Annotated in this window: 15 protein-coding genes; 9 read left to right on the plus strand and 6 right to left on the minus strand. The window is 70.6% G+C overall.

Going from position 1 to position 25381, the window contains the following annotated elements; all coding sequences use genetic code 11:
• The first annotated feature begins 6 nt into the window (after positions 1-6).
• Positions 7-792 carry a thioesterase domain-containing protein gene (locus tag AB0C30_RS11220; protein WP_357942101.1) on the plus strand — a complete coding sequence of 262 codons (786 nt, stop codon included), beginning with the start codon at positions 7-9 and terminating at the stop codon, positions 790-792.
• A complete protein-coding gene (locus AB0C30_RS11225) occupies positions 789-1445 on the plus strand; it encodes a 4'-phosphopantetheinyl transferase superfamily protein (RefSeq protein ID WP_357942103.1) in 657 nt (218 codons plus the stop codon). The genes AB0C30_RS11220 and AB0C30_RS11225 overlap by 4 nt, the downstream gene beginning before the upstream one ends.
• On the opposite strand, the gene AB0C30_RS11230 is transcribed toward AB0C30_RS11225, so the two are convergent.
• From AB0C30_RS11230 to AB0C30_RS11250, 5 genes are all read right to left on the minus strand, one after another.
• Positions 1440-2600, minus strand: a complete 1161-nt coding sequence (locus AB0C30_RS11230; RefSeq protein WP_357942105.1) for an acyl-CoA dehydrogenase family protein — start codon at positions 2598-2600, stop codon at positions 1440-1442. The genes AB0C30_RS11225 and AB0C30_RS11230 overlap by 6 nt on opposite strands.
• Positions 2597-6430, minus strand: coding sequence for an SDR family NAD(P)-dependent oxidoreductase (locus AB0C30_RS11235; RefSeq protein ID WP_357942107.1), 3834 nt, complete (start codon positions 6428-6430; stop codon positions 2597-2599). The genes AB0C30_RS11230 and AB0C30_RS11235 overlap by 4 nt, the downstream gene beginning before the upstream one ends.
• Positions 6427-11139, minus strand: coding sequence for an SDR family NAD(P)-dependent oxidoreductase (locus AB0C30_RS11240; RefSeq protein ID WP_357942109.1), 4713 nt, complete (start codon positions 11137-11139; stop codon positions 6427-6429). The genes AB0C30_RS11235 and AB0C30_RS11240 overlap by 4 nt, the downstream gene beginning before the upstream one ends.
• An 84-nt stretch (positions 11140-11223) precedes the next feature.
• Entirely contained in the window at positions 11224-12045 is an 822-nt protein-coding gene (locus tag AB0C30_RS11245) for an ABC transporter permease (protein ID WP_357942111.1), read from the minus strand.
• Positions 12035-12871 (minus strand): ABC transporter ATP-binding protein, encoded by an 837-nt coding sequence (locus AB0C30_RS11250; protein ID WP_357942113.1) that lies wholly within the window; start codon positions 12869-12871, stop codon positions 12035-12037. Before AB0C30_RS11250 ends, AB0C30_RS11245 begins: the two co-directional genes overlap by 11 nt.
• Before the next feature lie 294 nt (positions 12872-13165).
• Between AB0C30_RS11250 and AB0C30_RS11255 the strand changes: the two genes are divergently transcribed.
• The 3 genes from AB0C30_RS11255 (at position 13166) to AB0C30_RS11265 (ending at position 15846) form a co-directional block, all read left to right on the plus strand.
• Positions 13166-13882 (plus strand): phosphotransferase, encoded by a 717-nt coding sequence (locus AB0C30_RS11255; protein ID WP_357942114.1) that lies wholly within the window; start codon positions 13166-13168, stop codon positions 13880-13882.
• Positions 13879-14358, plus strand: coding sequence for a DUF1707 domain-containing protein (locus AB0C30_RS11260; protein ID WP_357942116.1), 480 nt, complete (start codon positions 13879-13881; stop codon positions 14356-14358). Before AB0C30_RS11255 ends, AB0C30_RS11260 begins: the two co-directional genes overlap by 4 nt.
• Before the next feature lie 63 nt (positions 14359-14421).
• A complete protein-coding gene (locus AB0C30_RS11265) occupies positions 14422-15846 on the plus strand; it encodes a lanthionine synthetase LanC family protein (RefSeq protein ID WP_357942118.1) in 1425 nt (474 codons plus the stop codon).
• Between the two features lie 11 nt (positions 15847-15857).
• Here the strand turns inward: AB0C30_RS11265 and AB0C30_RS11270 are convergent, their stop codons facing one another.
• Positions 15858-16760 carry a hypothetical protein gene (locus AB0C30_RS11270; protein WP_357942120.1) on the minus strand — a complete coding sequence of 301 codons (903 nt, stop codon included), beginning with the start codon at positions 16758-16760 and terminating at the stop codon, positions 15858-15860.
• Positions 16761-17077: 317 nt separating this feature from the next.
• Between AB0C30_RS11270 and AB0C30_RS11275 the strand changes: the two genes are divergently transcribed.
• From AB0C30_RS11275 to AB0C30_RS11290, 4 genes are all read left to right on the plus strand, one after another.
• On the plus strand, positions 17078-22471 hold the full coding sequence (locus AB0C30_RS11275) for a VWD domain-containing protein (protein ID WP_357942122.1): 5394 nt from the start codon (positions 17078-17080) through the stop codon (positions 22469-22471).
• Between the two features lie 473 nt (positions 22472-22944).
• Positions 22945-23943, plus strand: a complete 999-nt coding sequence (locus AB0C30_RS11280) for a winged helix-turn-helix domain-containing protein (protein WP_357942124.1) — start codon at positions 22945-22947, stop codon at positions 23941-23943.
• 22 nt (positions 23944-23965) lie between these two features.
• Positions 23966-24256 carry a hypothetical protein gene (locus AB0C30_RS11285; protein WP_357942126.1) on the plus strand — a complete coding sequence of 97 codons (291 nt, stop codon included), beginning with the start codon at positions 23966-23968 and terminating at the stop codon, positions 24254-24256.
• Complete coding sequence (locus tag AB0C30_RS11290; RefSeq protein WP_357942128.1) at positions 24253-25341, plus strand: transglycosylase SLT domain-containing protein; 1089 nt, start codon at positions 24253-24255, stop codon at positions 25339-25341. Before AB0C30_RS11285 ends, AB0C30_RS11290 begins: the two co-directional genes overlap by 4 nt.
• Positions 25342-25381 lie beyond the last annotated feature (40 nt).

The following is a 25381-nucleotide window of genomic DNA, read 5'->3' on the forward strand; positions in this document are numbered from 1 at the left end:
GGCACGATGACCGTCAATGATGTGACCAGCGAAGACGCGATCCAGCGGTGGCTGCCGTTCCGGGCCCAGACCGGCGCGGCGGCCGACGCGCTCGCGCTGTTCTGCCTGCCGCACGCCGGGGGCGGGGCCTCCGCCTACCGGGCGTGGCAGCACCGGTTGCCGGGTGTGGCGGTGCTGCCGGTCCAGCCGGCCGGCCGGGAGAACCGGCTGCGCGAGCCTCCGTACGAACGGATGGCGCCGTTGGTGGCCGACCTGGCCGACGTCATCCTGGCCGAGGTGAGCGGAGGTCGCCGGTACGCCGTCTATGGGCACAGCCTGGGCGCGCTGGTCTCCTTTGAACTGCTGAGGGAGATCCGCCGCCGAGGCGGCCCCGCGCCGGTGCACCTGTTCGTCTCCGGCTGCGTCGCCCCGCACCGGTCGTTCGACGACGGGCCGCCGGTGCGCGGCATGAGCAGCGCCGAGCTGGTGGAGCTGCTGCGCAAGCTCGGCGGAACCCCCGACTGGCTGCTGAACGACCCGTCCGTGCTGGAGATGATCCTGCCCGCCATGCAGGCCGACTTCAGCGTCAAGGAGACCTACACGTACTATCCAGAGCCCCCGCTGGACGTCCCGATCACCGCGCTGCCGAGCACCGACGACCCGCGGGCCGGCCGGGAGCTGGTGGCCGCGTGGCGGGAGCAGACGACCGGGCGGTTCGACCTGCACACGTACGTCGGCGGGCACTTCGCCGTCTTCGAGCAGGCGAAGCTGACGTACAAGCACGTCTCGGAGGCGCTGCGCGCGTGGGTATGACGCAGCCCAGAGTGTGGAAGATCCACCTCGACCGGCCGCTGGCGCCGGGCGGGTGGCGGTCGCTCTCCGACGCCGAGCGCGAGCGGGCCCGACGGCTCGGCTCGGCCCGGGAGCGGCACCGGTTCATGGTCGCGCACGCCGCGCTCCGCGCCATACTCGGCGAGGTCTGCGGCGTGCGCGCCGCACGTCTGGCCTTCGGCGCGGAGGAGAGTGGTCGGCCGTACGTAGCTCTGCTCCGCGGCCGGGGAGCGCCCGACTTCAACCTGTCCCACTCCGAGGAGTGGGCGCTGGTGGCGGTGGCGCCGCCGGGCTCCAGGGTCGGCGTCGACGTCGAGCGGATCCGCGACGACCTCGACTGCCTGGCGATGGCCGGCAGCATGTACCAGCCGGAGGAGGTCGACCGGCTGCGCGAGGCGGGCCCTTCCGGCCTCCGTACCGGATATTTCCGCCTCTGGACGGCCAAGGAGGCGTACGTCAAAGCCGTCGGCGTGGGCCTGGCCGGACTCCGCAATGTCCTGGTACGCGAGGAGAGCACGACCCATGGGGCCGTGCTCTCCCTTCCCTCGCCGCCCGGCGCCGCCCTGCCTGTCCGCTGGCTCGGCGTCGCGCCGGGCTACGCCGCGGCGGTCGTCACCGCCACGGCCGCCTCATGAGCGCTTCGACACCGGCACCACGTACCGGCTGAACACCAGGTCACGCAGTACGTCGTCACCACCCTCGACGATCGACACATAGCGCACGTCCCGCAGCAGCTTCCCGATGACCGAGTCGTGCGTGTAACCGAGCCCGCCGAACATCTCCGAGGCCGTGGACGCGATCTGCCACCCCGTCTGCCCGCAGAACATCTTCGCCGTGAGCGCCGACTTGAGCGTCCCGACCCGCAGGAACTCCTCGCCGGCGTCCGGCCGGGCCGCGACCGCGTCGTACGCGCGCGCCGCCGCCAGGCACTGGTTCACCATCACGTCGATCTGCATCTCGAACTGACCCAGCCGGCTGGCGAACACCGCGTTGTTGGCCAGCGGCGAGCCCTTCACCGACTTGGACTTGCCGTACTCCATGCACACGTCGCGCACCCGGCGGGCGATGCCGAGCGCGGTCGTGGCGATGAGGATGCGGCTGGCGTTCAGGCCGACCTCCAGCAGCCGCAGGCCGTTGCCGCGCAGCACGTTCGCCGCGGGCACCCGGCAGTCGGTGAGCGAGACCTGGTAAGTCGCCGACGAGCGCAGCCCGATGACGTCCCACCGCTTGTCCACGCGGATGCCGGGCGTGTCGCGCGGCACCAGGACCGCGAGGTAGCCCGCCGGGTCGTCCTGGGCCCGCGCGATCACCACGATGAACTGCGCGAAGTCGGTGTTGGTGGAGAACGCCTTCTGGCCGTTGAGCACGATCTCGTCGCCGTCGCGGGTCGCCGTGGTGGAGATCCGGGCCAGCTCGCTGCCCGCCGCGTGCTCGCTGCCGAGGGTGGCGCAGAACCCGTTCTCCGCCGCCATACGGCCCAGGTGGCGCTCCCGGAGCTCGGCGGAGCCGTACCACTGGACCATGCTCGTCGTGAGCACCGGGATGAACAGCGTGAACGCCACGCCCGCGTCGGCATAGGCCAGCTCGGAGACGATGCGGACGCTCTCCTCCAGGCCCAGCCCGAGCCCGCCCGCCTCCTTGGGCAGCCACCAGTTCGCCAGGCCGGTGTCGGCGAAGCGCTTGTAGAGCGGCATCGGCGCCTCGGCCAGCGAGTCCAGGTAGGCGTCCTTGTCGAGCAGCTCGCGCCGGGCGAAGCTCTGGATCTTGCGCAGATACTCTGGCTGCTTCACGCGTCCTCCCTTGAGTCCAGCAGGGCGGCCAGCTGGCGGATCGTCGGGCACTCCAGCAGCCCGGTGACCGGCACCGAGGCGTTCAGGGCCTTGCGGATCCGGGTGGTCAGCTCGATCGCGAGCAGTGAGTGGCCGCCGAGCTCGAAGAAGTTGTCCGTGGCGCCGATCGGGTCGATGCCCAGCACCCTCGACCAGATGCCGGACAGCGTGGTCTCGGTGCCCTCGTTCGGCTCGACGTACGGGGTGCTCAGGTCCGGGCGCGGGTGGCGCTCGCGGTCGTCGTCGAGATCATCGTCGCCGGCGTCATGGATGTCACCGGTGACCCACTGCGCGATGCGCGCCTCCAGCGAGCCGGTCGAGATGACCAGGTGCCCGACGCGGTCGGCGGCCGACAGCGCCCGCTCGAACACGTCCACGCCCTCCGCGGGCGTCATCGCGTAGTCGATCACCGCGCCGCTGTGGCCTTCGAGCCGGTCGGGGTCGATGTTCCAGGTGTCCCAGTCGACGGTGACCCATCGGCCGCCGTGCAGCCGGGCCACGCGGATGTAGGCGTCCAGCGCCGCGTTCGCCGACGCGTACGGCGCCAGCGTCATCCCGCCGAGCACCGCCGCGATCGACGACAGCGTGACGCGCCGGTCGCGGGCCTGCTCTCCCAGTACGGCCTCCAGCACGTGGAAGCCCTTGACCTTGGCGGCCAGGTGGGCGTCGCACTGGTCGCGGTCCATGAGGTGGGCGAAGTTGAAGTAGCCGCCGTCCTGGACGCCCGCGCCGTGCACGGCCACGTCGATGCCGCCGAAGCGCTCGACCGCCGCCTCGACGACCGTCCGCATCCCGGCCTCGTCGGCCACGTCGGCCGACAGGGCGAGCACGGTCGCGCCGCGCTCCTCCAGGTCGCGGATGTTGCGGATGTGCCGGGCCGTACGCTCCCCGCCGTGCGGCACCGCGGCCAGGAAGGCGTCCCACTCCTCGCGGGGCGGCAGCGGGGCGCGGGCGGTGAGCACCAGGCGGCAGCCGTACCGGCCGGCCAGGTGGCGGGAGAGCACGAGGCCGACGTCGCCGAGACCGCCGGTGATCAGCACGGTGTCGCCGTCGCGGAACGGCCGCTCCTCCGGGCCGGGCTCGTCGATGGGGTACTGCTCGTACTGCCGCAGCCACGTCTCGCCCGAGCGCACCGCGACCGGCCCTTCGTGCGGAGCTACGGATGCGGCCAGGATCTGTGTGGCCAGTTGCTCAGGATCGATGTCGGAGCCGACGTCGATGTGGCGGCAGCGCAGGCGCGGGTTCTCCTGCTGCAGGCTCGGCGCCAGCGCCGCGAGCGTCGCGTGCTCGGGGTGGCGCAGGTCCGAGCCGACCACACCCACCGCTCCCGACGTCAGCAGGACCAGCTCGGCGCGCGGCGCGGAGCCGGTGTTGTCGACGAGCTCGCGGGCCAGCGCGAGGGCGGAGTAGAAGCCGCGGCTCTGCTCGGCGTCGAAGTGGGCGACCGGGTCCGGTCCCGCCTCGGCGGCGGACAGGCTGAAGGCGTGAATGATCGAGCGCGGATTGACCACGAGCGAGTAGAGCACTTCGGCCATGTCGTCCGCCTTGTCGGGGCGGATCGTGAAATGTCCGGCGTCGTCTTCGTCGAACCGGTCGCCCCGGCGCACCGCGGTCACCTCGGCGCCCGCCTCGGTCAGCCGCTCGACCAGGGCCTCGCCCCGGGCGTCGTCGGTGAAGACCAGCCAGGGACCGGCCAGGCGGAGCTGCTCGTCCAGGCCGTTGAGGGTAAGGGGCCGCTGCCGCCACGTCGGCAGGTGGGTCCACTTCGAGCGGTCGAACGTCTTGCCGGTGCTCGGCGGCGCGGCCAGCATGCTCGGGTTGGCCTTGACCCAGAACCGGCGCTTCTGCCAGGGGTAGGTGGGCAGCTCGACCCGCAGGCCCGTGCCCTGGTGCAGGACCGCCCAGTCGATGGCGCTACCGGCCTGCCACAGCTTGCCCAGAGTGGCCAGGAGCCACTCGGCGGCGCTCTCGCCGCCGGCGGGGGCCACGGCGATCTCCTCGACGCCGGACGTGTCCGTCCCGTCGTGGAGCAGGCGAACGCTGAGCGCGGTGAGCGCCTCGGCGAGCGCCGCGACCGCGTCCTCGGGGGAGGCGGTGGCGCCGATGGAGGCGGCAGCGCCGGCGGTGCCGGGGCGGGTCAGCCGGTCGGCCGTCGCGCGCAGGTCCGCCCACCAGGCGGCCGGTACGTCGCCGCCCGGCGTGACCAGCCGGACCTTGGGGTTGCGGCGCTGCGTCTTGGCGTCGATCCAGCGCGCCGGGTCGCCCAGCGCCGCGACCGCGTCCTCCCGGTCCCGGACCACGACCGCCCGCCGCGTCGCGAAGCCGCCGCGCGACACCTGGAGCGTGTACGCCACGTCCGCAAGGTCGTCGGCCAGGTCACCGGAGAGGTGCTCCCGCAGCAGCCCGGTGAGGTCGGACAGCGCCTGCCCGTCGGCGGCCGAGAACGTCAGCAGGTGCGGTCCTGGCCGGGCCGCCCGCGCCGGACGTACCGGCGCCTGCTCCAGCACCACGTGCGCGTTGGTGCCGCCGAGCCCGAACGAGCTGACCCCGGCCCGCCGCGGATGCGGACCGGCGGGCCAGGCCCGGTGCTCGGTGAGCACCGTGAACCGGTCCCGCGCCGTCGCCAGCGCCGGGTTGGGCGTCTCGTAGTGCGGGGTGCCCGGCAGCAGTTCGTGCTTGAGGGTGAGCGCGGCGCGCATCAGCCCGGTGACACCGGAGGCGCGGTCGAGGTGACCGATGCTGGGCTTGAGCGAGCCCAGCACGCACGGCGTCTCGCGGGGCTGGGCGAACACCCGGTTCATCGCGGCCAGCTCGATCGAGTCGCCCAGCATGGTGCCGGTCGCGTGGCACTCGACGTAGCCGACGGTGTCGGGCTTGACCCCGGCCACGCCCAGCGCGGACTCGATGACCTCTGCCTGCCCGTCGACGCCGGGCGCGGTGTATCCGGCGCGGGTCCGGCCGTCGTTGTTGGCCGCGGAGCCGAGGATGACCGCGTGGATGACGTCGCCGTCCTTGAGCGCGTCGGACATGCGCTTGAGCGCGACCGTGCCGACGCCGCTGCCCATGACCGTGCCGCCCGCCTCGGCGTCGAAGCTGCGCACCCGGCCGTCGGGCGACATGATCCCGCCCTGCTCGTACAGGTAACCGGCGGGCTGGGGGAGCGGCGTGAACGCGCCGCCGGCCAGCGCGATGTCGCACTCGTACGTCAGCAGGCTCTGGCAGGCCAGGTGCACCGACACCAGCGAGGTGGAGCAGAAGGTCTGCACGGTGACGGCCGGGCCGCGCAGCCCGAGCTTGTAGGAGACGGTCGAGGCCAGCGAGTCGCGCTCGTTGCCGGTGGCCATGAGCAGTGCGCCGCCCGGCTGGCCGGCGAGGTGCTGGATGTTCTGGACGATGTAGTCGGGGAAGCCGCAGCCGGCGAAGACGGCGACCTGCCCCGGCGTGTCGGTCGGGCAGTAGCCGGCGCTCTCCAGCGCCTCCCACGAGCATTCGAGGAACAGCTTGTGCTGGGGATCCATCGTCTCGGCCTCGCGGGGGTTGATCCCGAAGACCGTGGCGTCGAACTGGTCGAGGCCGTCGATCGGGCCGCCGACGCGGACGTAGCGCGGGTCGGCCACCTTGCCCGGCTCGACGCCGGACTCGGCCAGCTCCTCGTCGGTGATCTCGCGCAGCCCCTTGATCCCGGCGAGCACGTTGCGCCACAGCTCGCCGACGCTGCTCGCCCCCGGAAAGCGACCGGACATCCCGATCAGGGCGACCGCCGAGTCGTAGTCCGTCTCAGTGTCCGTCATGATGCCGCCTTCCCGCGGAGCATGTTGCGTCGCTGTTCGATGCGGGACCGCCGCTGGTCAAGGGCCCCGAGGGTCTGCTGGTCCTGCTCGCCTCCCGAGGTCGCGGCTTCGGCGAGCGAGGCGACCGTGGGCGACTGGTAGAGGATGTGCGGCGGCAGGTAGGACAGTTCGAGGGCCTTGCGGACCTCGGCGATGATCTCCATGCCGAGCAGCGAGTTGCCGCCGAGCTCGAAGAAGTTGTCGTGGATGCCGACCTGCTCCAGGCCGAGCGCCTCGGCCCAGACCGCGGTGATGGCCTCCTCGGCCGGTGACTGCGGCTCTACGTAGGCGGTCGACAGCTCGGGCCGCGGGTGGCGGCCGAAGGCGTCGCGGATCTTCTTCACCGTGGCCTGGTGGCTCTCGATCGACGAGCGGCGGCTCATCGCGACCAGCGGGGCGAAGTCCTGCGTCGAGGTGATGACGTGGGCCTCGCCGCTGGCCAGCACCCGCAGCAGCGTCTCGTAGCCCTGGTCGAAGGTGATGCCGAAGTTCTCCCGGTACCAGGTGAAGTAGTGCTTGGAGCCCTCGTCGTAGTTCTCCAGGCCGTCGGTCCAGCCGTTCCAGGTCCACTCGCACCAGTCGATCGCCGTCACGGTCACGCCGGGCAGCGGGTCGCTCAGCGCGTACGCGTCGAGGAAGGCGTTGGCCGCGCAGTAGTCGACCTGGCCGGCGCCGCCGCCGGTCGCCGACGTGGTGGAGGAGAACAGCGCGACGAAATCAACCGGTATGTCCTTCAGCGCCTCACCGATGGCCAGCGTGCCCGCCACCTTCGGCGCCAGCGTCCGCTGGATGTCGGCGACCGTCTTGAACTGCATCAGGCCGACGGCCGGCACCCCGGCGCAGTGCAGCACGCCGTTCAGCTCGCCGAACGTCTCGATCGCCGCGCCGACCGCCCGGCGCACGTCGGCGGGCTGGGAGACGTCGCCGGCGACCGTGACGACCTCGATACCCGCGGCCTCCAGCCGCCGCAGCCCCTCGATCCGCCGGCGCACCTCGTCGGCGGTGCGCTCCGAGGCCAGGATGGGGCCCCACTGGTCCTTGGGCGGCACGGGGGTGCGGCCCATCAGGACGAGGCGGGCCTGGTAGTGCTCGGCGAGCCGTTCGGCCATGGCCAGGCCGATGCCGCCGAGGCCGCCGGTCACGAGGTACGTGCCGCCCCGGCGTACCTGGGCCTTGGGGGCGTCCTGGTCGATGCACGACGCGTCGAGCACCTCGTACTCCGGAACCCAGCGCCGGCCACTGCGCAGCCCCACGACCTGGTCGGCGGGTTCGGCGCGCAGCTCGGTCAGGAGGTCGCGCGGCGACGACGCCGTGTCGATGTCGATCAGGCGGGTGCGCACGCGCGGGTACTCGACCGGGATCAGGCGGGTCGGGCCGAGCAGGGTGCCGCGTTCCGGGATGACCCGGTCGCCGGGGAGCACCCGCTGGCCGCCGATGGTGACGATGTCGAGCGACCACCGCGTGATGCCCATGTCGCCCGCGGCCCGCGCGAGCGCGACCAGGGTGTGCAGGCCGCGCCGCAGGCACTCGTCGGTCGAGTCGGGGTTCTCCTCGGCGGTCCACAGGTGCACCACACGCTCGGGCTCGAAGTCCCGCTCGGCCAGGGTCCGCAGCGCGCTGACGGCGTCCTCCGGTGAGCCGGGCCGGACAACCAGGCCGTCGGGCCCGGCGGCGAACCGCTCACCGGGACGGACCAGCACCACCTCGTGCCCCGCCGCCTCCAGGTGCGCGCGCAGCGCGTTGGCCAGCGTGTCGGCCCGGCCCGCGTCGGTGTAGACCAGCCAGCGGGCCGCCTCCTCCTCGCGTGCCGGGCGCGGCGCGGTCTGTCGCCAGGTCGGCACGTTGATCCAGCGCTCGTCGGGCAGCCGGGGGAGGGCGTTCAGGATGCTGGTGGGGTCGCTGTCGTCGATCGCGGGCGCGCCGGTGCTCGCCGCGGTCTGGTCGATCTCCAGCCAGTAGTCCTGGTGCTCGAAGGGGTACGTCGGCAGCGGGATCCGGCCGGGCGCCCAGCCGGCGTGCAGCGCCGCCCAGTCGACGGAGACGCCGGCCAGCCAGAGCTTGCCGATGGCCGTGGCGGTGGCGGCGTGGGTGTCGACGCGGTCGTTCGCGGCGGGCAGTGTGGTGACGATCAGCGGCCACTGGGCGCGGTCGCACTCCGGGTGGCCGCGGGTGAGCGCGCCGAGCGACTGGCCGGGGCCGATCTCCACCAGGGCGAGGTCGCCGGAGCCGAGCACGTGCGCGAGCCCGGCGCCGAACTCCACGGTCTCGCACATGTGCCGCGACCAGTAGCCGGGGTCGGTGACGACGTCCGCGGTGGCCAGGCGGCCGGTGACGTTGCTGACGTACGGGATCACCGGGGGATGCAGGGTGACGTTGTCGCTGATCCAGGCGGTCAGCTCGGCGGCCACCGGCTCCAGCATCCGGGAGTGGAAGGCGTGCGTGGTGTCCAGGCGGCGGCAGCCGATCTTCGCCTCCAGCAGCAGCGCGCCGGCCGCCTCGACCGCCGCGACGGGCCCGGCCAGGACCAGCTGCGAGCCGGTGCGGACCGCCACGTCCAGGTCGCGGGTCAGCAGGTCGCCGAGCACCGCGCGCAGCCGCCGCTCGTCGGTGGCCACCGCGAGCATGGCGCCCTCGGGCTGCGAGGTGATCAGCTTGGCCCGGTAGGCGACCAGCCGCAGCGCGTCGGGGAGCGAGAGCACGCCGGACAGGCAGGCGGCCACGTACTCGCCGAGGCTGTAGCCGACCATGACCTCGGGGGCGATGCCCCAGCGGATGAGCTGGCGGGCCAGCGCGTACTCCGCCACGAAGACGGCGGGCTGGATCAGGTGCGCCTCGACCGTGGAGGGAGTCGCCGCCTCGCCGGTCCGGCCCAGGAGCCGGGCCAGGTCGCCGCCCGTGTCCTGGCGCTCGGCGGCCACGAAGACGTCGGACAGCTGCGCGGCCTCGGTGAGGCCGAGGACGGTCAGGCACTCGTCGACGTCGTCGCGGAAGGCGGGCTCGTCGGCGTAGAGCGCGGCCACCATGCCGGGGTACTGCTCGCCGACCCCGGCGATCAGGAAGCCGACCCGGCGGCCCACGGTCGCGTCGTTACGGCCCAGCCGCCCGGCCGGGTCGGCCAGCAGGGTAGCGGCCTTGCCGGTCGAGTCGGCCACGACGACCCTGCGGTGGTTGAAGACCTTGCGGCCGACCTGCAGCGTGTAGGCGACGTCGCCCAGTTCGAGGTCGGAGTCGATCTCCAGCCGGTCGGCGAGCCTGACGCAGGCGTTCTCGGCGGCCGACTCGGAGCGGGCCGACAGCGGCAGCACTTGCCAGCGGCGGGACCGCTCGGGGCGGCGCTCGGGCCGCGGGGCCTCGGTGACGATGGCGTGCGCGTTCGTGCCGCCCATGCCGAGCGAGCTGATGCCCGCGATCCGGGGCCGGTCGTCGTCACGCGGCCACGGCGTGACCTCGGAGGTGACGCGGAAGGGGCTGCTGTCGAAGTCGATCTCCCGGTTCGGGGAGGTGTAGTGCAGGGTGCCCGGGATGAGTTCGTTGCGCAGGGACTGGACGACCTTGATGAGCCCGGTGACGCCCGAGGCCCGGTCGAGGTGGCCGACGTTCGGCTTGATCGAGCCGAGCAGGCAGTACTGCTTGTCCTTGGTGGGGCCGAAGGCGCTGGTCAGGGCGGCGACCTCCATCGGGTCGCCCACCTCGGTCGCGGTGCCGTGCGCCTCGACGTACGAGATCTCGGACGGGTCGACCCCGGCCCGCTCGATCGCCTTGCTGACGCACCTGCGCTGCCCGTCGATGCTGGGCGCGAGGTAGCTGAACTTGAGCGCGCCGTCGTTGTTGATCGCGGAGGCGCGGATGACGGCGAGCACGGTGTCGCGGTCGGCGATCGCGCGGTCGAGGCGCTTGAGCGCGACCACGGCGGCCCCGTCGCCGAACATGCTGCCCTTGCCCTCGGCGTCGAACGTGCGCACGTGGCCGTCGGGCGACTCCTGGCCGCCCTCCTCCCACAGGTATCCGACCCGGTCGGGGATGCGTACGGACACGCCGCCGGCCAGCGCGATCTCGCAGTCGCCCCGGCGCAGCGCGTCGCTCGCCAGGTGCACGGCGACGAGGGAGGTCGAGCAGAACGTCTGCACGGCCACGCTCGGGCCCGAGAGGTTCAGGCGGAAGGAGACGTTCGTGGTGAGCGCGTCCTTGTCGTTGCCGATCATCAGGGCGGACGGGTCGATGCCCATCTCGAACGCCCTCAGCCGGGTGAGCAGGTAACCGCTGATGTTGGTGCCCGCGAACACGCCCACGCTGCCCCGCGCGTCGGGCGAGCCGTAACCGGCGGCTTCGAGGACCTCCCAAGCGACCTCCAGGAAGATCCGCTGCTGCGGATCGGCCAAGGTCGCCTCACGCGGGTTGTAACCAAAGAATCCGGCGTCGAATCCCCGGATGTCCTCGAGGATCGGCCGGCTCCTGACATAGTTCGGCTGCTGGAAGGTCGCCGGACTGACCCCCGCGTCGATCAGCTCCTCGTCGGAGAATCGGGTGAACGATTCCACGCCGGTGCTGATGTTGCGCCAGAACGTCTCGACGTTGTCCGCCCCGGGGAATCGGCCGGCCATGCCGATGATCGCGATATTCGACTCGTCCGCCGAGTGTTTCGAGTCGCCGGGTGAATGCTGCTGATCCATCAACATGCCTCAATTCCGTACATGTCACTGAATTACCGATAGAAAGGCGAGCGACCCGCGGCCCCCTGGCCGCGGGTCGGCACTTCAGAGCAGGTGTCCGCGCCCCCATCCGCGCGTGAGCCTGCGGACGGCGAACGTGCCGGCGACGAGGCCGATCGCCAGCAGCACCCCGGCCGGTGCCAGAGTGCCCGCCGCGTCTCCGCGGACCGCGGCCTGCATCATCGTCAGGGCCCAGTAGCCGGGCGAGATGTGCGCGGCTACCTGGGCCCACTCGGGCATGATGCTCAAGGGCACCAGGGCACCGCCCAGCGAGCTGAGCGTCAGGGCGCCGACGTCGGAGATCACGCTGAGCTCCCCGTGGCTGCGGACGATCGTGGCGAGTGCCGCGCCGATCGACAGCAGCGCGAAGGCCCAGATCGCGATCGCGAAGACCACGTACTGCGGGGCCCTCGGGATCGGCAGCCCGATGACGAGGCAGCCGTACACCAGCAGGATCGACTGCTGCACGACCATCACCACGAAGATCGGGATGGTCTTGCCGAGCAGCAGCTCGGTCGCCGGGGCGCGGCTGGCGCGCAGGCGGTCCCAGGTACGCCAGGTGCGCTCGACGAGGATCGCGTTGCCCGCGATGGAGATCGCGAACACCGAGAACATCACCATCAGCCCGGTCGCCACCTGCGTGGCGCCGCCTTCGACGGCCCGGACGTACAGCGGCTTGAGCACCAGCATGAGCACCATCGGCATGGCGACGTAGCTGATCATCTGGCCCGGGTCGCGCAGCCGGATGAGCGTGTTGTGCTTGGCCAGCGCGCCGATGCGGTACGCGGCGCCGCGCAGGTTCTCGACCAGGCCCGCGGGCGGCGGGGGTTCGATCCGCTGTTGGGTGTGGGGGGTGTCAAGGAGCATTGCTGACCGCCAGGGATCGGTAGAGGTCGTCGAGGGAGGGGTTGCGCACGTCGACGGTGCTGATCGGGCGGTCGGCACGGCTGAGCAGGTCGATCAGGGTGTTGGCCGGGTGGGTCGTCGAGACCGTGATCTCCTCTTCGTTGTCGAAGGTGAGCTGCACCTCGCCGGGCAGGCCGTCGACCAGCTCCTCGTGGGTGCCCCTGGCGATGACCCGGCCGTCCCTGACGACCGCGATCGTGGCCTGGAGCTCGGTGAGCTCGGGCAGGTAGTGGGTGGTGTAGACGACGGCGGCGCCCTCGCCCGCGCGCTGCTTGACCACGTCGAGCATCGCCTGCCTGGTCTCCAGGTCGGCGCCGGCCGTGGGCTCGTCGAGCAGCAGCAGCGCCGGCCGGTGGATGAGCGCGGTGGCCGCCTGGGTCCTGCGCTGCTGGCCGCCGGACAGGACCGCCGCGTGCCGGTCGATGAAGTCGGTCAGCCGCAGGGCGACCACGATGTCGTCGATGGCGGTGGTGAGCGCCTGGCCACGCAGCCCGGCCAGCTTGCCGAACAGCTCCAGGTGCTCCCTGACGCTGACGGACGGGTAGAGCGCGATGTGCTGCGGTGCGACTCCGACCTGGCCTTTGACGGCGGACGGTGGCTTACCGTCGATGGTGACGTGGCCGCCGTCCGGTCGGGTCAGGTACGACACGATCTCCACGAAGGTCGTCTTGCCCGCGCCGTTGTGCCCCACGAGCCCGACGATCTCGCCCGCGGCCACGCTCAGGCTGAACTCGTCGAGGGCTCTGACCGGGCCATAACACTTGACAAGATCGATTGCCTCCAGCAATGTGTCACCTCCTCCAGGTATTCACACCGAATGCGACGTCTGCTCTTTGTCGGAAATTAATCGGTTGAATACGATTAACTGGTGCTGGTGGCTACGATAGCGGTAGCTGACCTGGGTGGCCGATGGCAAGAAGTTCCGGAAACAGTAGGCCACTGACCTTCTGCGGGATTTTGTCGCCACAACTGGTAAATCCGCACTACAGGTCCACTGTCATCAAATGACGGTAATTTGCTGCCAGTGCGCCAGTTATCGCACAACTAGAATGACTCACCTTTACCGCATAATCTGACCACCATGCGTGTGGGAACGTTGCTCGCGGCAGGGCAGGACTGCGACGTGTACGAGGCCGGGACCGGCAAGGTGATCCGGCGGGCCCGCGACGGCCGCAGCCTCGAACGCGAGGCGTCGGTCATGCGGCACGCCCGCAGGCAGGGCTTTCCGGCGCCCGAGGTCTTCGACGCCGACGGGGCCGACATCCTCATGGAGCGGGTCGTGGGCGTCAGCGTGTCGCGCGACGCCACCCGGCGGCCGTGGCGGGCGCCCGCGTACGGGCGCCTCCTGGTGGAACTGCTCCAGCGGCTGGCCACCGTACGCGCGCCCGGCTGGCTGCCAGCCGCCGAGGGGGCGCCCGGCAACAACCTGCTCCACCTGGACCTGCACCCCGGCAACGTGCTCGTCACCGGCGACGGCCCCCGGGTCATCGACTGGGCGAACGCCGGCCGTGGCGCGCCGGCCGCCGACGTGGCGTGCACCTGGCTCATCATCGCCGCCGCCCCCGTGTCCGGGCCGGTCCGGCGAGCCGGGCGCCTTCTCATGGCGAAGGCGTTCGCGGACGCCGTCGACCGGCCGGCCGTGCTGCCGTACCTGACCGCGATGGCCGAGCGCCGCCGCGACGACGACAACACCCACGACGCCGAGCGGGCCGCCATCGACCGCCTGCTCGCCCGCGAGACCGCGACATCCTCCCCACGGCTCACGCCGAAAGACTCCACGCTCAAGGAGAACCGATGAACGAGCGGCGAAAGATCCGGGCGTCGGACGGCGATCGCGAGGTGGTCGCCGAGCGGCTCAGCTCCGCGCTGGCCGAGGGCCGCCTGAGCATGCAGGAGTACGACGACCGGCTGGGCCGGGCCTTCCAGGCGGTGACGTACGGCGAACTGGCGGATCTCCTGGGCGACCTGCCCCGCGCGAAGGCGAAACCGCAGCCCGCGCCGCGGGGGGCGGCGGTCCCGGCCGGACTACTGGCGACGCTGCCGAGATGGCTCAGGATCCTCTGGGCGATCTGGGCCGTGAAGGTGTCGATCAACGTCGTGGTCTGGGTCATGCTCAGCGTGTCCGACGCGTCCCTGGTGTACTTCTGGCCCATGTGGATCATCGGTCCGCCGGGCGCCGCGCTGTTCGGGTTGTCGGCCGCGACCACCATGATGCGCCGTGGCCGTGCCCCTATGGAAGCCGCCGCGACGCCCTCACCCCTCGACGGCGGCTGACTGCCCGGAAAGCGGTGTCGGCAACCCTTAATTTCCTACCAAATGTGTGGGATAATGGGCGGCATGAGCTTGGATCGGACGCGCTCATCGAGCGAGCGTGCTGAGACACCGCTGAACGCCGCCATCATGGCCGGCCGCTGGATCCGCTCGGCGGCCGTTGACGACGAGCGCGGCCGGCACTGGCGGGCCAACCCCGACCCCCGGGGCAGGTCGGCCCTCGCCGCCGAACCGGCCTCGCTCTACGCGGGGGCGGCGGGCATCATGCTGTTCTTCTTGGAGCTGGCCGCCGCGACGGGCCACGAGGCGTACCTCGAAGAGGCCCGTGCGGGCGCCCGCTACCTCTCCGCGACCTGGGCGAACCAGACCAGCCTGTCGCTCTATCACGGTCTGTCCGGCACGGTGGTCGCGCTCGCCGAGGCCGGTTGGGTGCTCGGGGACGGGGAGTTCGAGGCGGCCGCCGTGGCCGCCGCCGACCGGATCGTCCGCTCCGCCCGCCCGCTCGACGGCGGCCCCGGCTGGTCGCGCGATCCCGCGCAGAGCGGTGACGGCGGCGTGGTGCTCGGTCTGCTGCACGCGTCCTCGATGCTCGGCATGCCCGCCTATCAGGACCTGGCCGTCGAGGCGGGCGCCCGCATCGCCCGCCTGGCCGTCCCCGGCCACCGATTCGGTGACTCCACCGGCCTGCCTGACGCGCAGGCCTGGCCCGGCGACTGCTCCGACCTGCCGGGAAAGCCCGGTGACGCGGCCGGTGGCCGGGCCGATCTGCCGGTGGACGCCGTCACCCCGGGCTTCCTGTCCGGTACGGCGGGCACGGCGTTCCTGCTCGCCCGCCTGTACGGCGTCACCGGCGACCCGCTCTTCCTCAACGCGGCCCGCAGAGGCGCCGGCTTCGTCCAGATGGTCAGCGTCGTGGCCGGGAGGTGCGCCGCCGTGCCGCACCACGTGCCGCAGGGCCGGGGGCTGCACTACCTGGGCTTCTGCTCGGGCTCGGCGGGGGTGGCGCGGTTGTTCTACGAGCTGTACCGGGTCACGGGCGAGGCCGACGACCTGGCCTGGTGCGAGCGGCTGGCCCACGGCATCGTCGAGAGCGGCGTCCCGCACCGCCGTACCCCGGGCTTCTGGAACGTCTCCTGCCAGTGCTGCGGGACGGCCGGACTACTGGAGCTGTTCGTGGGGCTGTGGGCGGCGACGGGGCGCAAGTCGTACCTGGACTTCGCGAGCGTGCTCGCCGAGCACCTGATCGGCCGCGCGGTCGACCACGACGGGCGGGGACTGCGCTGGTACCAGGCGTATCGGCGGCTGCGCCCCGGCGAGGTGTCGGCGGACACGGGCTACATGGTCGGCGCGGCGGGCATCGGCGCCGCGCTCCTGCACCTGGACGCCGCCCTCCAGGGCGACCAGGCCCGCCGGGTGATCCTGCTGCCGGACAACCCGTTCCCCCCGATCCCCGTGCCCGCGCACCGTCTGGGCAAGAATCAAGGCAGCTGACGGCGCCAGGGTCATCTGACGGCGGATGGGACGATGTCGATGGCCTCGATCGACACGGCGGGGCGGAAGGTCAGGAAGGGACGCTCGTCGCTGTCGTTCAGGTCGGTCGTGACGAACCGCTCGGGCGAAGATCCCGGACGCACGACCCGGCCACCGGTGATGGCGAGGTAGCCGCTGAAGTTCCGCCTGGTGAAGCGGCGCTCGGTTCCGGTCGGGACGTCGATCGCGATGAGGGGGCTCTCGTCGTCGGGCTCCGGGTAGACGATGAGTTCGCGGTCGGATGTCCAGACGGAGTGCGCCCCGGGTAGGGCGACCCGGTCCTCGTGGACGCCGATCACCTTGCCGGAAAGGTCGAGGACGACGGTGGTGATGACGTCGTCCAGTGTCAGATAGGTGGCGGCGAGGAGTCGCCCGTCCGGGGACCAGCTGATGGCGTCTTCCTGCCAGTAGCCCTCGGCCGACCAGAGCGGTTGCCGGGCGCCGGTGGCGGTCTCGATCAGCACGATGCCGACGATCTCGTCGCCCACGCCGGGGATTCCGGGTCCGTTCGACAGGTCGGCCAGGACGGCGATCCGGCTGCCGTCCGGTGAGAGCGCCGCCCGCACGAAACCGTCCGAGACGAACTCCTGCCGCGCTCCGGTGGCGAGCGCGTGCAGCACCACCCGCGTGGGTTCGGCGCCGTCGTCCTGCCGCGACAGGAACACCAGCCGGGTCCCGTCGGACGACAGCGACACCGTATTGCGGGAGAGGTGGCCCGGGAGCCCCGGGACGGTCACGAACTCGTCGCTGTCGGCGTCCAGCACGAGCACGGCGTCCCGATCGAGGCCATGAGCCGCGACGACCATCCGAGCCGCCCGCACCGGCCGTGAAGCCGGCGCGTCGAATGCGATCTCCCACGACCGGTGGACGACCACGGTACCTCCCAAGAGCGGATCCGAACCGCAGCCTAGTCAATGATCACGGAACGTGGTGATTCCAGATCTGCCGCAAGCCGATCTTCATGGTGTACGTTCCCCGCTGCGATATTTATGCCCCATTTATCCGAGGTGAGTGCATGCGGCGTCTCTGCGTAATCATGGTGGGCGTGCTCGTGGCGTCCTTATTAGGACCCGTCCACGAGACATTAACCGCCAGAATGGCGGCAGCGGCAGCGGCGGTGAACGCAGCCGCCGCCCCCTGCCCCCCGAACAGCGACGACTGGTCGAACGCCGGCAGAGGTGACAAACGCTGCGTGTTCAACGCCATGTACGCCACCCGCCGCCGCATCAACAGCAGCTGCTTGACCGCCCGTCCCGCGCTCGGCACCTACATCTACCAGCAGCCCAACGAGTGCAGCAGCGGCGGCGGCATCGAGGCCATCGGGCAGGCGCGCGCCATCAAGTACGTGAACGACCACCTCGGCGTCCGGCCGCCCGCACAGCCCGGCGCGGTCATCAACCCGAACGTCCAGTGGGAGACGTACCTCAACAACGGCCGCGATCGGCCCGACATCGTCTACTACGACCGGATCGGCACCAGTTTCGCCGAGGTGGTCGAGGCCAAGGTCAAGGGCAACCCGGACTATGAGGGCTGGGGACGCCAGGTCGGCCGGTACGTCGCGGCGATCGCCGCCAACGGCGTCAACGGCGTCCGCGCCGGGTCGGTCCTCGACCGCTGGGGCGGGTACGAGGACTGGTTCCAGGTCTACGGCAAGGGAAAGACGTGCCCGCTCAGTGGCGGCGACAAGGGATACCAGCTGTCCACCTACCGGGCCACCTCGCCGGCCTCCGGCCTCCTGGACATCCGGGAGGTGAAGAAGGAGCGCAAGTGCGAGAGGCAGAAGGACCCGGCGGATCCCAACAGCCCGCCCGCCAAGATCCCCAACGTGGACGAGGACGACGACGACTTCAAGTGGGACCCCCCGGACTACCTTCTGCCGCTGATCAGGGGCATCCGGACCGTCGGTCCGACCACGCTCGCCCAGGACATCGGCGCCTATGGCAGCGTCGAACTCGCCGCGGCCGAGCTGACCGCTGAGATCGAGCTGTTCCTCGCAAGCCAGGCGGGCAGGGCGTTCCTGATCGACGCCGGCTTCATCACGGCCGAGGCGGCGCTGGCGTTCGGCATTGTGGGGCTGGTCGGCCTCATCCTGTGGTGGTATTTCAGCCACCACGGCAGTCTGGTGAAGGGCGAACCGCACTTCACCACCCCGGACAGACTGGGCTACGACCTGCAGTCCGTCGGCGAGTTCATCCTCGCCCAGTCGGACAAGTGGAACCTGGAGATCCAGGGCCGGCTCAGCCCCGCCAGCGGTGGCAGGGACGTTTCGGTGATGTTCGACGCCGCGATGGAGGCCGGCGACCACCTGGTCGAGTTCCACGAGGACGACCTGTACATCGACAACCAGAAGCGCACGCTCGACACCGGCAAGCTCCTCCACCTGGGCAAGAACGCGTTCATCCTGCGCAAGGACGACAAGTGGGCCGTCATGTTCGACGGCGTGGCCGGTCCTGCTCTGTCCTGGAGGAGAGGCGCCGCCAGCCTCTACGTGCCGCCGACCCCCGACAGCGACCTCGTGGGCCTGCTCGGCAACGCCGACGGCGACCCGAAGAACGACCTGCGTCTGCGGGACGGCACCCAGCTGCCCGCCAACGCCTCGCCGACCGTGCTGCACAGCAGCTTCGCCGACTCTTGGCGGATCGACGACAACGAGTCGCTGTTCACCTACGGTCCGGGCCAGAGCACCGCGACCTTCACGAACAAGCAGTTCCCATCCAAGATCGTCTCGGTCGCCGACCTGACGCCCGAGCAGGTCCAGTTGGCGACCACTCAGTGCGAGGCGAACGGCGTCCCCGCGGGCCTCCAGTTCAACGACTGCATCCTGGACATCGCGCTCACGGCGGACACTTCGTTCGCGAAGGCCGCCGCCGAGCAGACGAAGGCCATCCTCGACCCGACGGCGCAGGTAGCCAACGAGAACGGGGACCTGGCGATCGACTTCCAGGGGGCGCTCAGCTCGAACGTGCGGCCGTCGCGGGTGTCGACCGATCCGACGGTGAGCACGTTCGCCGGGCCGTTCAGCGGGACGGACTCGTACCGGTTCTACGCGCAGTCGCTACCGTCTCACAAGAGCGGGACGCTGAGCTTCGACCTGCTGGCCGTCGGCGACTGGGCGTCCGACACCGACACCGAGACGGTCCAGGTCGAGACCGACCGCGGCACCCCGTACACGATCACGCCGAGTACGCTGACGCCCGTCGCGACCGGGAAACTGGCGACCGGCCTGCCGTGGGCCAAGTACCGGATCACGATGCCGGTCACCCACAACAAGAGCCAGATCGAGTTCAAGACCACGGCCACCGGGGTGGCGGGCATCTCGAACCAGGCGTTCGGCATCGACAACGTCAACCTCGATCTGGACGTCACGCCGCCACAGACGTTCACGGTGTCGCTGCCGTTCGCGGCCTCGGACGGCGTCCCGGCCGCGGGAGCGGGCAACCTGGAGAGCGAGGTCGCGCGCGACGAGTACCAGTTCACGCTGGGCCAGCAGGGTTCGATCTTCGTTGACGCGCAGGAGTGCCCGGGGCTCTGGCTCAACTGGGAGCTGTTCAACGCCGCGGGCGCGAGCGTTGCCGCCAACTCTCTGTGCGGTGACAAGCGCCTCGACAGCCTCGCGGCGGGCGCGTACCGGCTACGCGTTTCACCGCACGAGGACGAGTTCGGCGCCTACAAGCTCAGCGTGAGCACGATCGCGCCCGATGTCGTCAAGACCGCGGCGATCGGCGGGCCGAAGGTGTCGCTGGCGACCACCCAGCCGGGCCAGTACGGCACCTGGACGTTCGCCGGAACAGCCGGCCAGAAGGTCTCCTTCGAGTTCACCGACGGCACCCTGAGTTCGAGCAGTGACGCCACCCTGCGGGTGAAGCGACCCGACGGGGCCGTCCTGGCGTCGCAGAGCTGCGGCAAGACCTGCTTCATCGACACCGAGACCCTGCCTGCCACCGGCACCTACTCGGTGGTGTGGGATCCGAAGGACGCCAAGACCGGCTCGCTCGCGCTGCAACTGTTCGAGGTGACCGACCTCACCGGGACGGTCGCGCTCGGAGCGCCCTCCACACTGACGAGCACGGTTCCCGGACAGGACGCGTACTGGTCGTTCGCCGGTAAGGCCGGGCAGCAGATCGCGTTCGGGGTCAGCGGGCTGACCAGCTCCGCCTACGCCTCGGTCCGCAAACCGGACGGAACCCCGCTGTACGGCTCCACCTACTGCTCGACGGCCTGCGCCTTCAACACCATCACGCTTCCCGCGGACGGCACCTACACGATCATCGTCGATCCGACCGTCGCGCGGCCGGGGCCGATGACGGCAGGGGTGATCGCGGGCGATGTCACCGGCTCCCTGACCGTCGGCGGGGCACCGGTCAAGCTGACCACCACCGGGCCGGGGCAGAACGCCATCTGGTCGTTCGCCGGGACGGCCGGTCAGCGTATCGCGTTCGCCTTTACGGGCGGGACGTGGGACAACAACGGGTACGCGCGCGCCTCGGTGCGTAACCCGGATGGAACGGACCTGTTCAAGCCGACCTACTGCAAGTCGTCGTGCACGTTCGACACGGTCACGCTGCCAGTGACCGGGACCTACACGGTGGTCGCCGACCCGTACGGGGCGGCCGTGGGCTCGATCTCCGCGCAGGTCGTCGCGGGCGACGTCACCGGCTCCCTGACCGCCGGCGGGGCACCGGTCAAGCTGACCACCACCGGGCCGGGGCAGAAAGCCACCTGGTCGTTCGCCGGGACGGCCGGTCAGCGCATCGCGTTCGTTCTGACGGGCGGGACGTTCGACAACAACGGGTACGCACGCGCGTCGGTGCGCAATCCCGACGGATCGGACCTGTTCAAGCCGGTCTACTGCCAGCCGTCGTGCGCGTTCGACACCTCCACGCTGCCGGAGACCGGAACGTACACAGTGGTCGCCGACCCGTATGGAACGGCCGTGGGCTCGATCTCCGCGCAGGTCGTCGCGGGCGACGTCACCGGGACGCTCACGCCGGGCGGCGCCGCGGTCAAGCTGACCACCACCGAGCCGGGGCAGAACCCGACCTGGTCGTTGGCAGGAAAGTCCGGGCAGCGGATCTCGATCGCGATCTCGGGCGGAACGTTCACCAGCGCGCAGGCGTTGGTGCTCGGACCGGACGGCTCGGTCTTCCTGCCGAAGAAGTCCTGCTCCACCTCCTGTTTCTTCGATGCGACCGTACTGCCGGCGGACGGCACCTACCAGGTGGTGGTCGACCCGGCCGGTATCTACACCGGCTCGGCCTCCGCCCAGGTGAACCTCGTGGCGCAGGACGTGGCGGCGCAGGTCACCGTCGGCGGGCCGGCGTCCACGCTGACGACCACGATCGCCGGACAGCACGGTGTGTGGACGTTCGCCGGGACCGAGGGCCAGCAGGTGTCGTTCAACTTCACCGGTTCGACGTTCACCTCCAGCTCGGACATCAAGGTCAAGGTCAAGAAGCCGGATGGAACCGACCTGGTCGCCGACACCCGCTGCGGCGTCAACTGCCTGCTCGAGCCGACCGTGCTGCCGGTGACCGGCACCTACACGGTCGAGCTCAACCCGCAGAACGCCAAGACGGGTTCGCTGACCCTGCAGCTCTACACGGTGACTCACCTGACCGGCAGCGTCATCGTCGGAGGCGCCGCGTCCAGTCTCACGACGACGACGCCGGGCCAGAACGGAACCTGGTCCTTCTCCGGCACCTCGGGCCAGCTCGTCTCGTTCAACTTCACCGAAGCGAGTTTCGCCAGTGCGACCGGTGCTCGGGTGTCGGTGAAGAAGCCTGACGGCTCCGTGCTGGTGGCGGCCACTTACTGCGGTCGTAACTGCTTCCTGGAACCGGTTGCTCTTCCGGTGGCGGGTACCTACACGGTGGAATTCGACCCGCAGGATGGGAATGTCGGAAAGCTGACCGCTCAGCTCTACACGGTGACTCACCTGACCGGCAGCGTCACGGTCGGAGGCGCCGCGTCCAGTCTCACGACGACGACGCCGGGCCAGAACGGAACCTGGTCCCTCTCCGGCACCTCGGGCCAGCTCGTCTCGTTCAACTTCACCGATGCCGACTTCGCCAACAGCACCGGCGCCCAGGTGACGGTGAAGAAGCCTGACGGCTCCGTGCTGGTGGCGGCCACCTACTGCGGCCGCAACTGTTTCCTCGACCCAGTGGCCCTGCCAGCCACAGGCACCTACACCGTCGAATACAACCCGCGAGAGGAACAGGTCGGCAAGCTGACGCTGAGGACCTACTCGGTCGCCGACCTCTCTCCGGTGAGGATCACCATCGGTGGTGCCACCTCGACCCTGACCACCATGACCCCGGGCCAGAACGGAACCTGGACCTTCAACGGCACCACCAACCAGAAGGTGACCTTCACCTTCACCAACTCCAGTTTCGGCAGCTCCATCGACGCCCAGGTATCGGTGAAGAAGCCCGACGGCACCGCATTGGGCTCCACCACCTATTGCGGCCGCAACTGCACCATCTCCGCGACGACTCTGCCCGCCACGGGCACCTACACCATCCTCTTCGACCCCAAGGCCGATAAGACCGGCGCCCTGACCGTCAAACTCGCGCTGGCGAGCTAGATCGGCACGACGAACCGGCGGCGTGGGCTCGGTGGTGAAAGCCACCGAACCCACGCCGCCGTGGCGTTTACGGGTGTTGGGACCTGGGCCGCCGGCAGCGTGTCCGGAAACGGCAGCCTGACGGCGGGTTCAACGGTGAAGGAACATCGCCGTTCAACACGATTTCCTGCCGCAGGTAGACGCTCTCCTTCGCACCGATCGTGGGGCTGTAAGTGACTTGTAAGTCAGATGTGAGCGTTGAGGCTTACGTTCCTTATGCACCAAGCACAGGCGGAACATCCTGAACGGAGCGCATCCAATGCGACTGAGGGCCAAGAGCGTCCGCATCACCTGAGCATGAGGGTGACCACATAGCCGGTGGGGGCCGGAAGGTGCAGGTCCGGCCCCCACCTCATGCGACCTGTGCCAACGGATCTTTCCAGCTTATTTGAAGCATCCATCCAGAGATGTCAGCTTTGCCTACAGTACGACCCGTGGGGGCTCCGGTAATCAGAACGAACGTGTGGAGCGAGCTACGAGTGACCTCCGCTCCTCAGCTGTCCGTGTCGATCTCTCCGAACCTGACCGCTCTCGCCATGATCGCCGACGCGCTGGCCGGCCGCCGGCGTGGCCTGCCCGAGCTGTGGCGGCGCGCGGTCCAGTCGAGGGTGAGCCCGCTGGGACGCGAGGCGGTCCTTCCGCTCGCCGCTCCCGGCTACTCCGTCGTGCCCGACAGCGTCGCGCCGATCACCCCCATGGACGACATGTCCGTGTCGGCCCAGGTGAGCGCGCTGAGCGACATACCGCCCGAATCCCTGATCAAGGACCTGGAGCAGGCGTTCGGCGACGGATCGCTGCCGACGCACTGGAGGGCCGCCGCCGAGCGGCCCGGCCGCTGGCTGCGCGGGTACGCCACCGCGCTCAACGACGTCTGGCACACCACCGAGCCGCTCTGGCAGCGGGCGCGGCCCCTGCTCGACCGGGAGATCGAGCGCGTCGGCATCACCTCCGTCCGCGGCGGCCCCGAGCTGCTGCTGGGCTCACTGAACGACCGCATCCGATACGGCGAGCGCGGCCTGCTGATCGCCGACATCGAGGCCAGCACGTACGAGCTGGGCAACCGGCGGATCATCCTGGTGCCGATGCTGGCGGGCAAGGACGCCGTGATCGTCAGCCTGGACCATCCCGACGCGGTGTGGATCGCCTACCCCGTCCCCGGTGCCGAGTCGCTGTGGCGCCGGCCCGTCGCGCCCGCCGTGGACGAGCTGTCCGCCCTGGTCGGCCCGGTACGCGCCGAACTGCTCTGCCAGCTGGACCAGCCCATGACGATGAGCATGCTGGCCGCCAACGTCAAGATCGCGCCCAGCGGGATCACCTATCACTGCGACCGGCTGCACGCCGCGCGGCTGATCAGCAGGGAGCGGCGGGGACGCGAGGTCTGGATCGCCCGCACCGACCGGGCGGAGGAACTGCTGTCGCTCTTCCGCCGCTGAGTGCTGACCGAGGAGATCTACTGTGGTCCTGAAATATCACCGTGAAGCGCTCGACGGGTGCGGAACGGCGGCGAAGAACGCCTCCGGTGCCTACGCCGAGGTCGCCGCGTCCGTGTCCGGCGCGGCGATCGACCAGGCCGCCTTCGGCCGGCTCGACAACTCCGGGGCGCTGGCCGCGGCGGTGAGCGAACTGAACGCGGCCGCCGGGACCACCGCGCGGACGCTCGGCGGGCATCTCCAAGCGGTGGAACAGGCGCTGGACGCCGTGGAGCGGACGTTCACGGACGCCGACGGGGCCGCGGTGCGCCGGTGAGCGCCATCGACGACGTGCGGGGCGTCCCCGGCGGCGCCGAACTGGCCACGCTGGCCGCGACGTTGGTGGGCGACCCCGGCGCTGTGGGCCGCGTCGTCGGTGTGTGGCAGGCGACGGCCGACACCGGCCGGGGCCAGACCGCCGCGGTCAGGTCGGCCGTCGGCGATCTGGACGCCGCCTGGCAGGGGGCGAGCGCCGACGCGTTCGTCACGTACATGGACCGGGCCGGAAAGATCGGCGACACGCTGCACAGCGTGCTGTCGCAATGCGCCACGCACCTGGCCACGGCCGCCGAGGCCCTGCGGACGGCCGAGTCCCAGGCGAACGGGATCTGCCAGAACTACGCCGCCGCCGTACGCGACTTCCAGGCCAGGAACCCGCAGGCCACGCAGGAACAGATCCTGGAAGGCGTGCAGGGGTTGGTCGGGGACGCCCGCAAGCAGCTGGAGGAGCAGCGGACGGCCGCGAACAACGCGCTGGGCACGGCCGCGGCCGGTATCCGGGGCCTGCTGGGCGGGCTGGGCAAATCCACCGAGAACTGGCCGGAGCCGGACACAGAGCCCTTCGCCCCAGGCGCGGGGAAGCCCTTGGACTGGACCCCGTCGCGACAGCAAACCGGGAGCGGCACTTCCCTCGCCCAGGCCAGTGGAAAGGGAGGCAGCCTGCCCGGTTTCGGGGGATACGGGCCGAGCGGTCCGCCCCCGGCGGGCGGCGGACCAGCCCCGCAGGGACAGGTGGCCGACTGGATCACACAGGCCGTCAACGTCCTCAAGGCGCAGGGCTACCCGGTCGAGAAGATGAACGCCAACGACATCTGGACCATCATCCGGCACGAGTCGGGCGGCAACCCCAACGCGATCAACAACTGGGACTCCAACGCCGCCAAGGGCACGCCGTCCAAGGGGCTCATGCAGACGATCGACCCCACGTTCAACCGGTGGAAGCTGCCGGGGCACGAGAACATCTACAACCCGGTCGACAACATCATCGCCGGCGTCCGCTACGCCATCGAGCGCTACGGCTCGGTCTCGAACGTGCCCGGCGTCGTCGGCACGAAGACCGGCGGCGGCTACCGGGGTTACTGACTCGTTGCCGCTGAGCCGATTTGTTGTCACTGAGCCGATT

The sequence above is a fragment of the Nonomuraea sp. NPDC048901 genome (genome assembly GCF_040649695.1).
Taxonomy (GTDB): domain Bacteria; phylum Actinomycetota; class Actinomycetes; order Streptosporangiales; family Streptosporangiaceae; genus Nonomuraea.

What these genes read in the sequence shown, in the direction of transcription:
- AB0C30_RS11265 (WP_357942118.1), top strand. Translation starts at nt 14,422, where the DNA reads ATGAGCTTGGATCGGACGCGCTCATCGAGCGAGCGTGCTGAGACACCG.
- AB0C30_RS11235 (WP_357942107.1), bottom strand. Translation starts at nt 6,430, where the DNA reads ATGACGGACACTGAGACGGACTACGACTCGGCGGTCGCCCTGATCGGG.
- AB0C30_RS11245 (WP_357942111.1), bottom strand. Translation starts at nt 12,045, where the DNA reads ATGCTCCTTGACACCCCCCACACCCAACAGCGGATCGAACCCCCGCCG.
- AB0C30_RS11225 (WP_357942103.1), top strand. Translation starts at nt 789, where the DNA reads ATGACGCAGCCCAGAGTGTGGAAGATCCACCTCGACCGGCCGCTGGCG.
- AB0C30_RS11255 (WP_357942114.1), top strand. Translation starts at nt 13,166, where the DNA reads ATGCGTGTGGGAACGTTGCTCGCGGCAGGGCAGGACTGCGACGTGTAC.
- AB0C30_RS11260 (WP_357942116.1), top strand. Translation starts at nt 13,879, where the DNA reads ATGAACGAGCGGCGAAAGATCCGGGCGTCGGACGGCGATCGCGAGGTG.
- AB0C30_RS11240 (WP_357942109.1), bottom strand. Translation starts at nt 11,139, where the DNA reads ATGGATCAGCAGCATTCACCCGGCGACTCGAAACACTCGGCGGACGAG.
- AB0C30_RS11220 (WP_357942101.1), top strand. Translation starts at nt 7, where the DNA reads ATGACCGTCAATGATGTGACCAGCGAAGACGCGATCCAGCGGTGGCTG.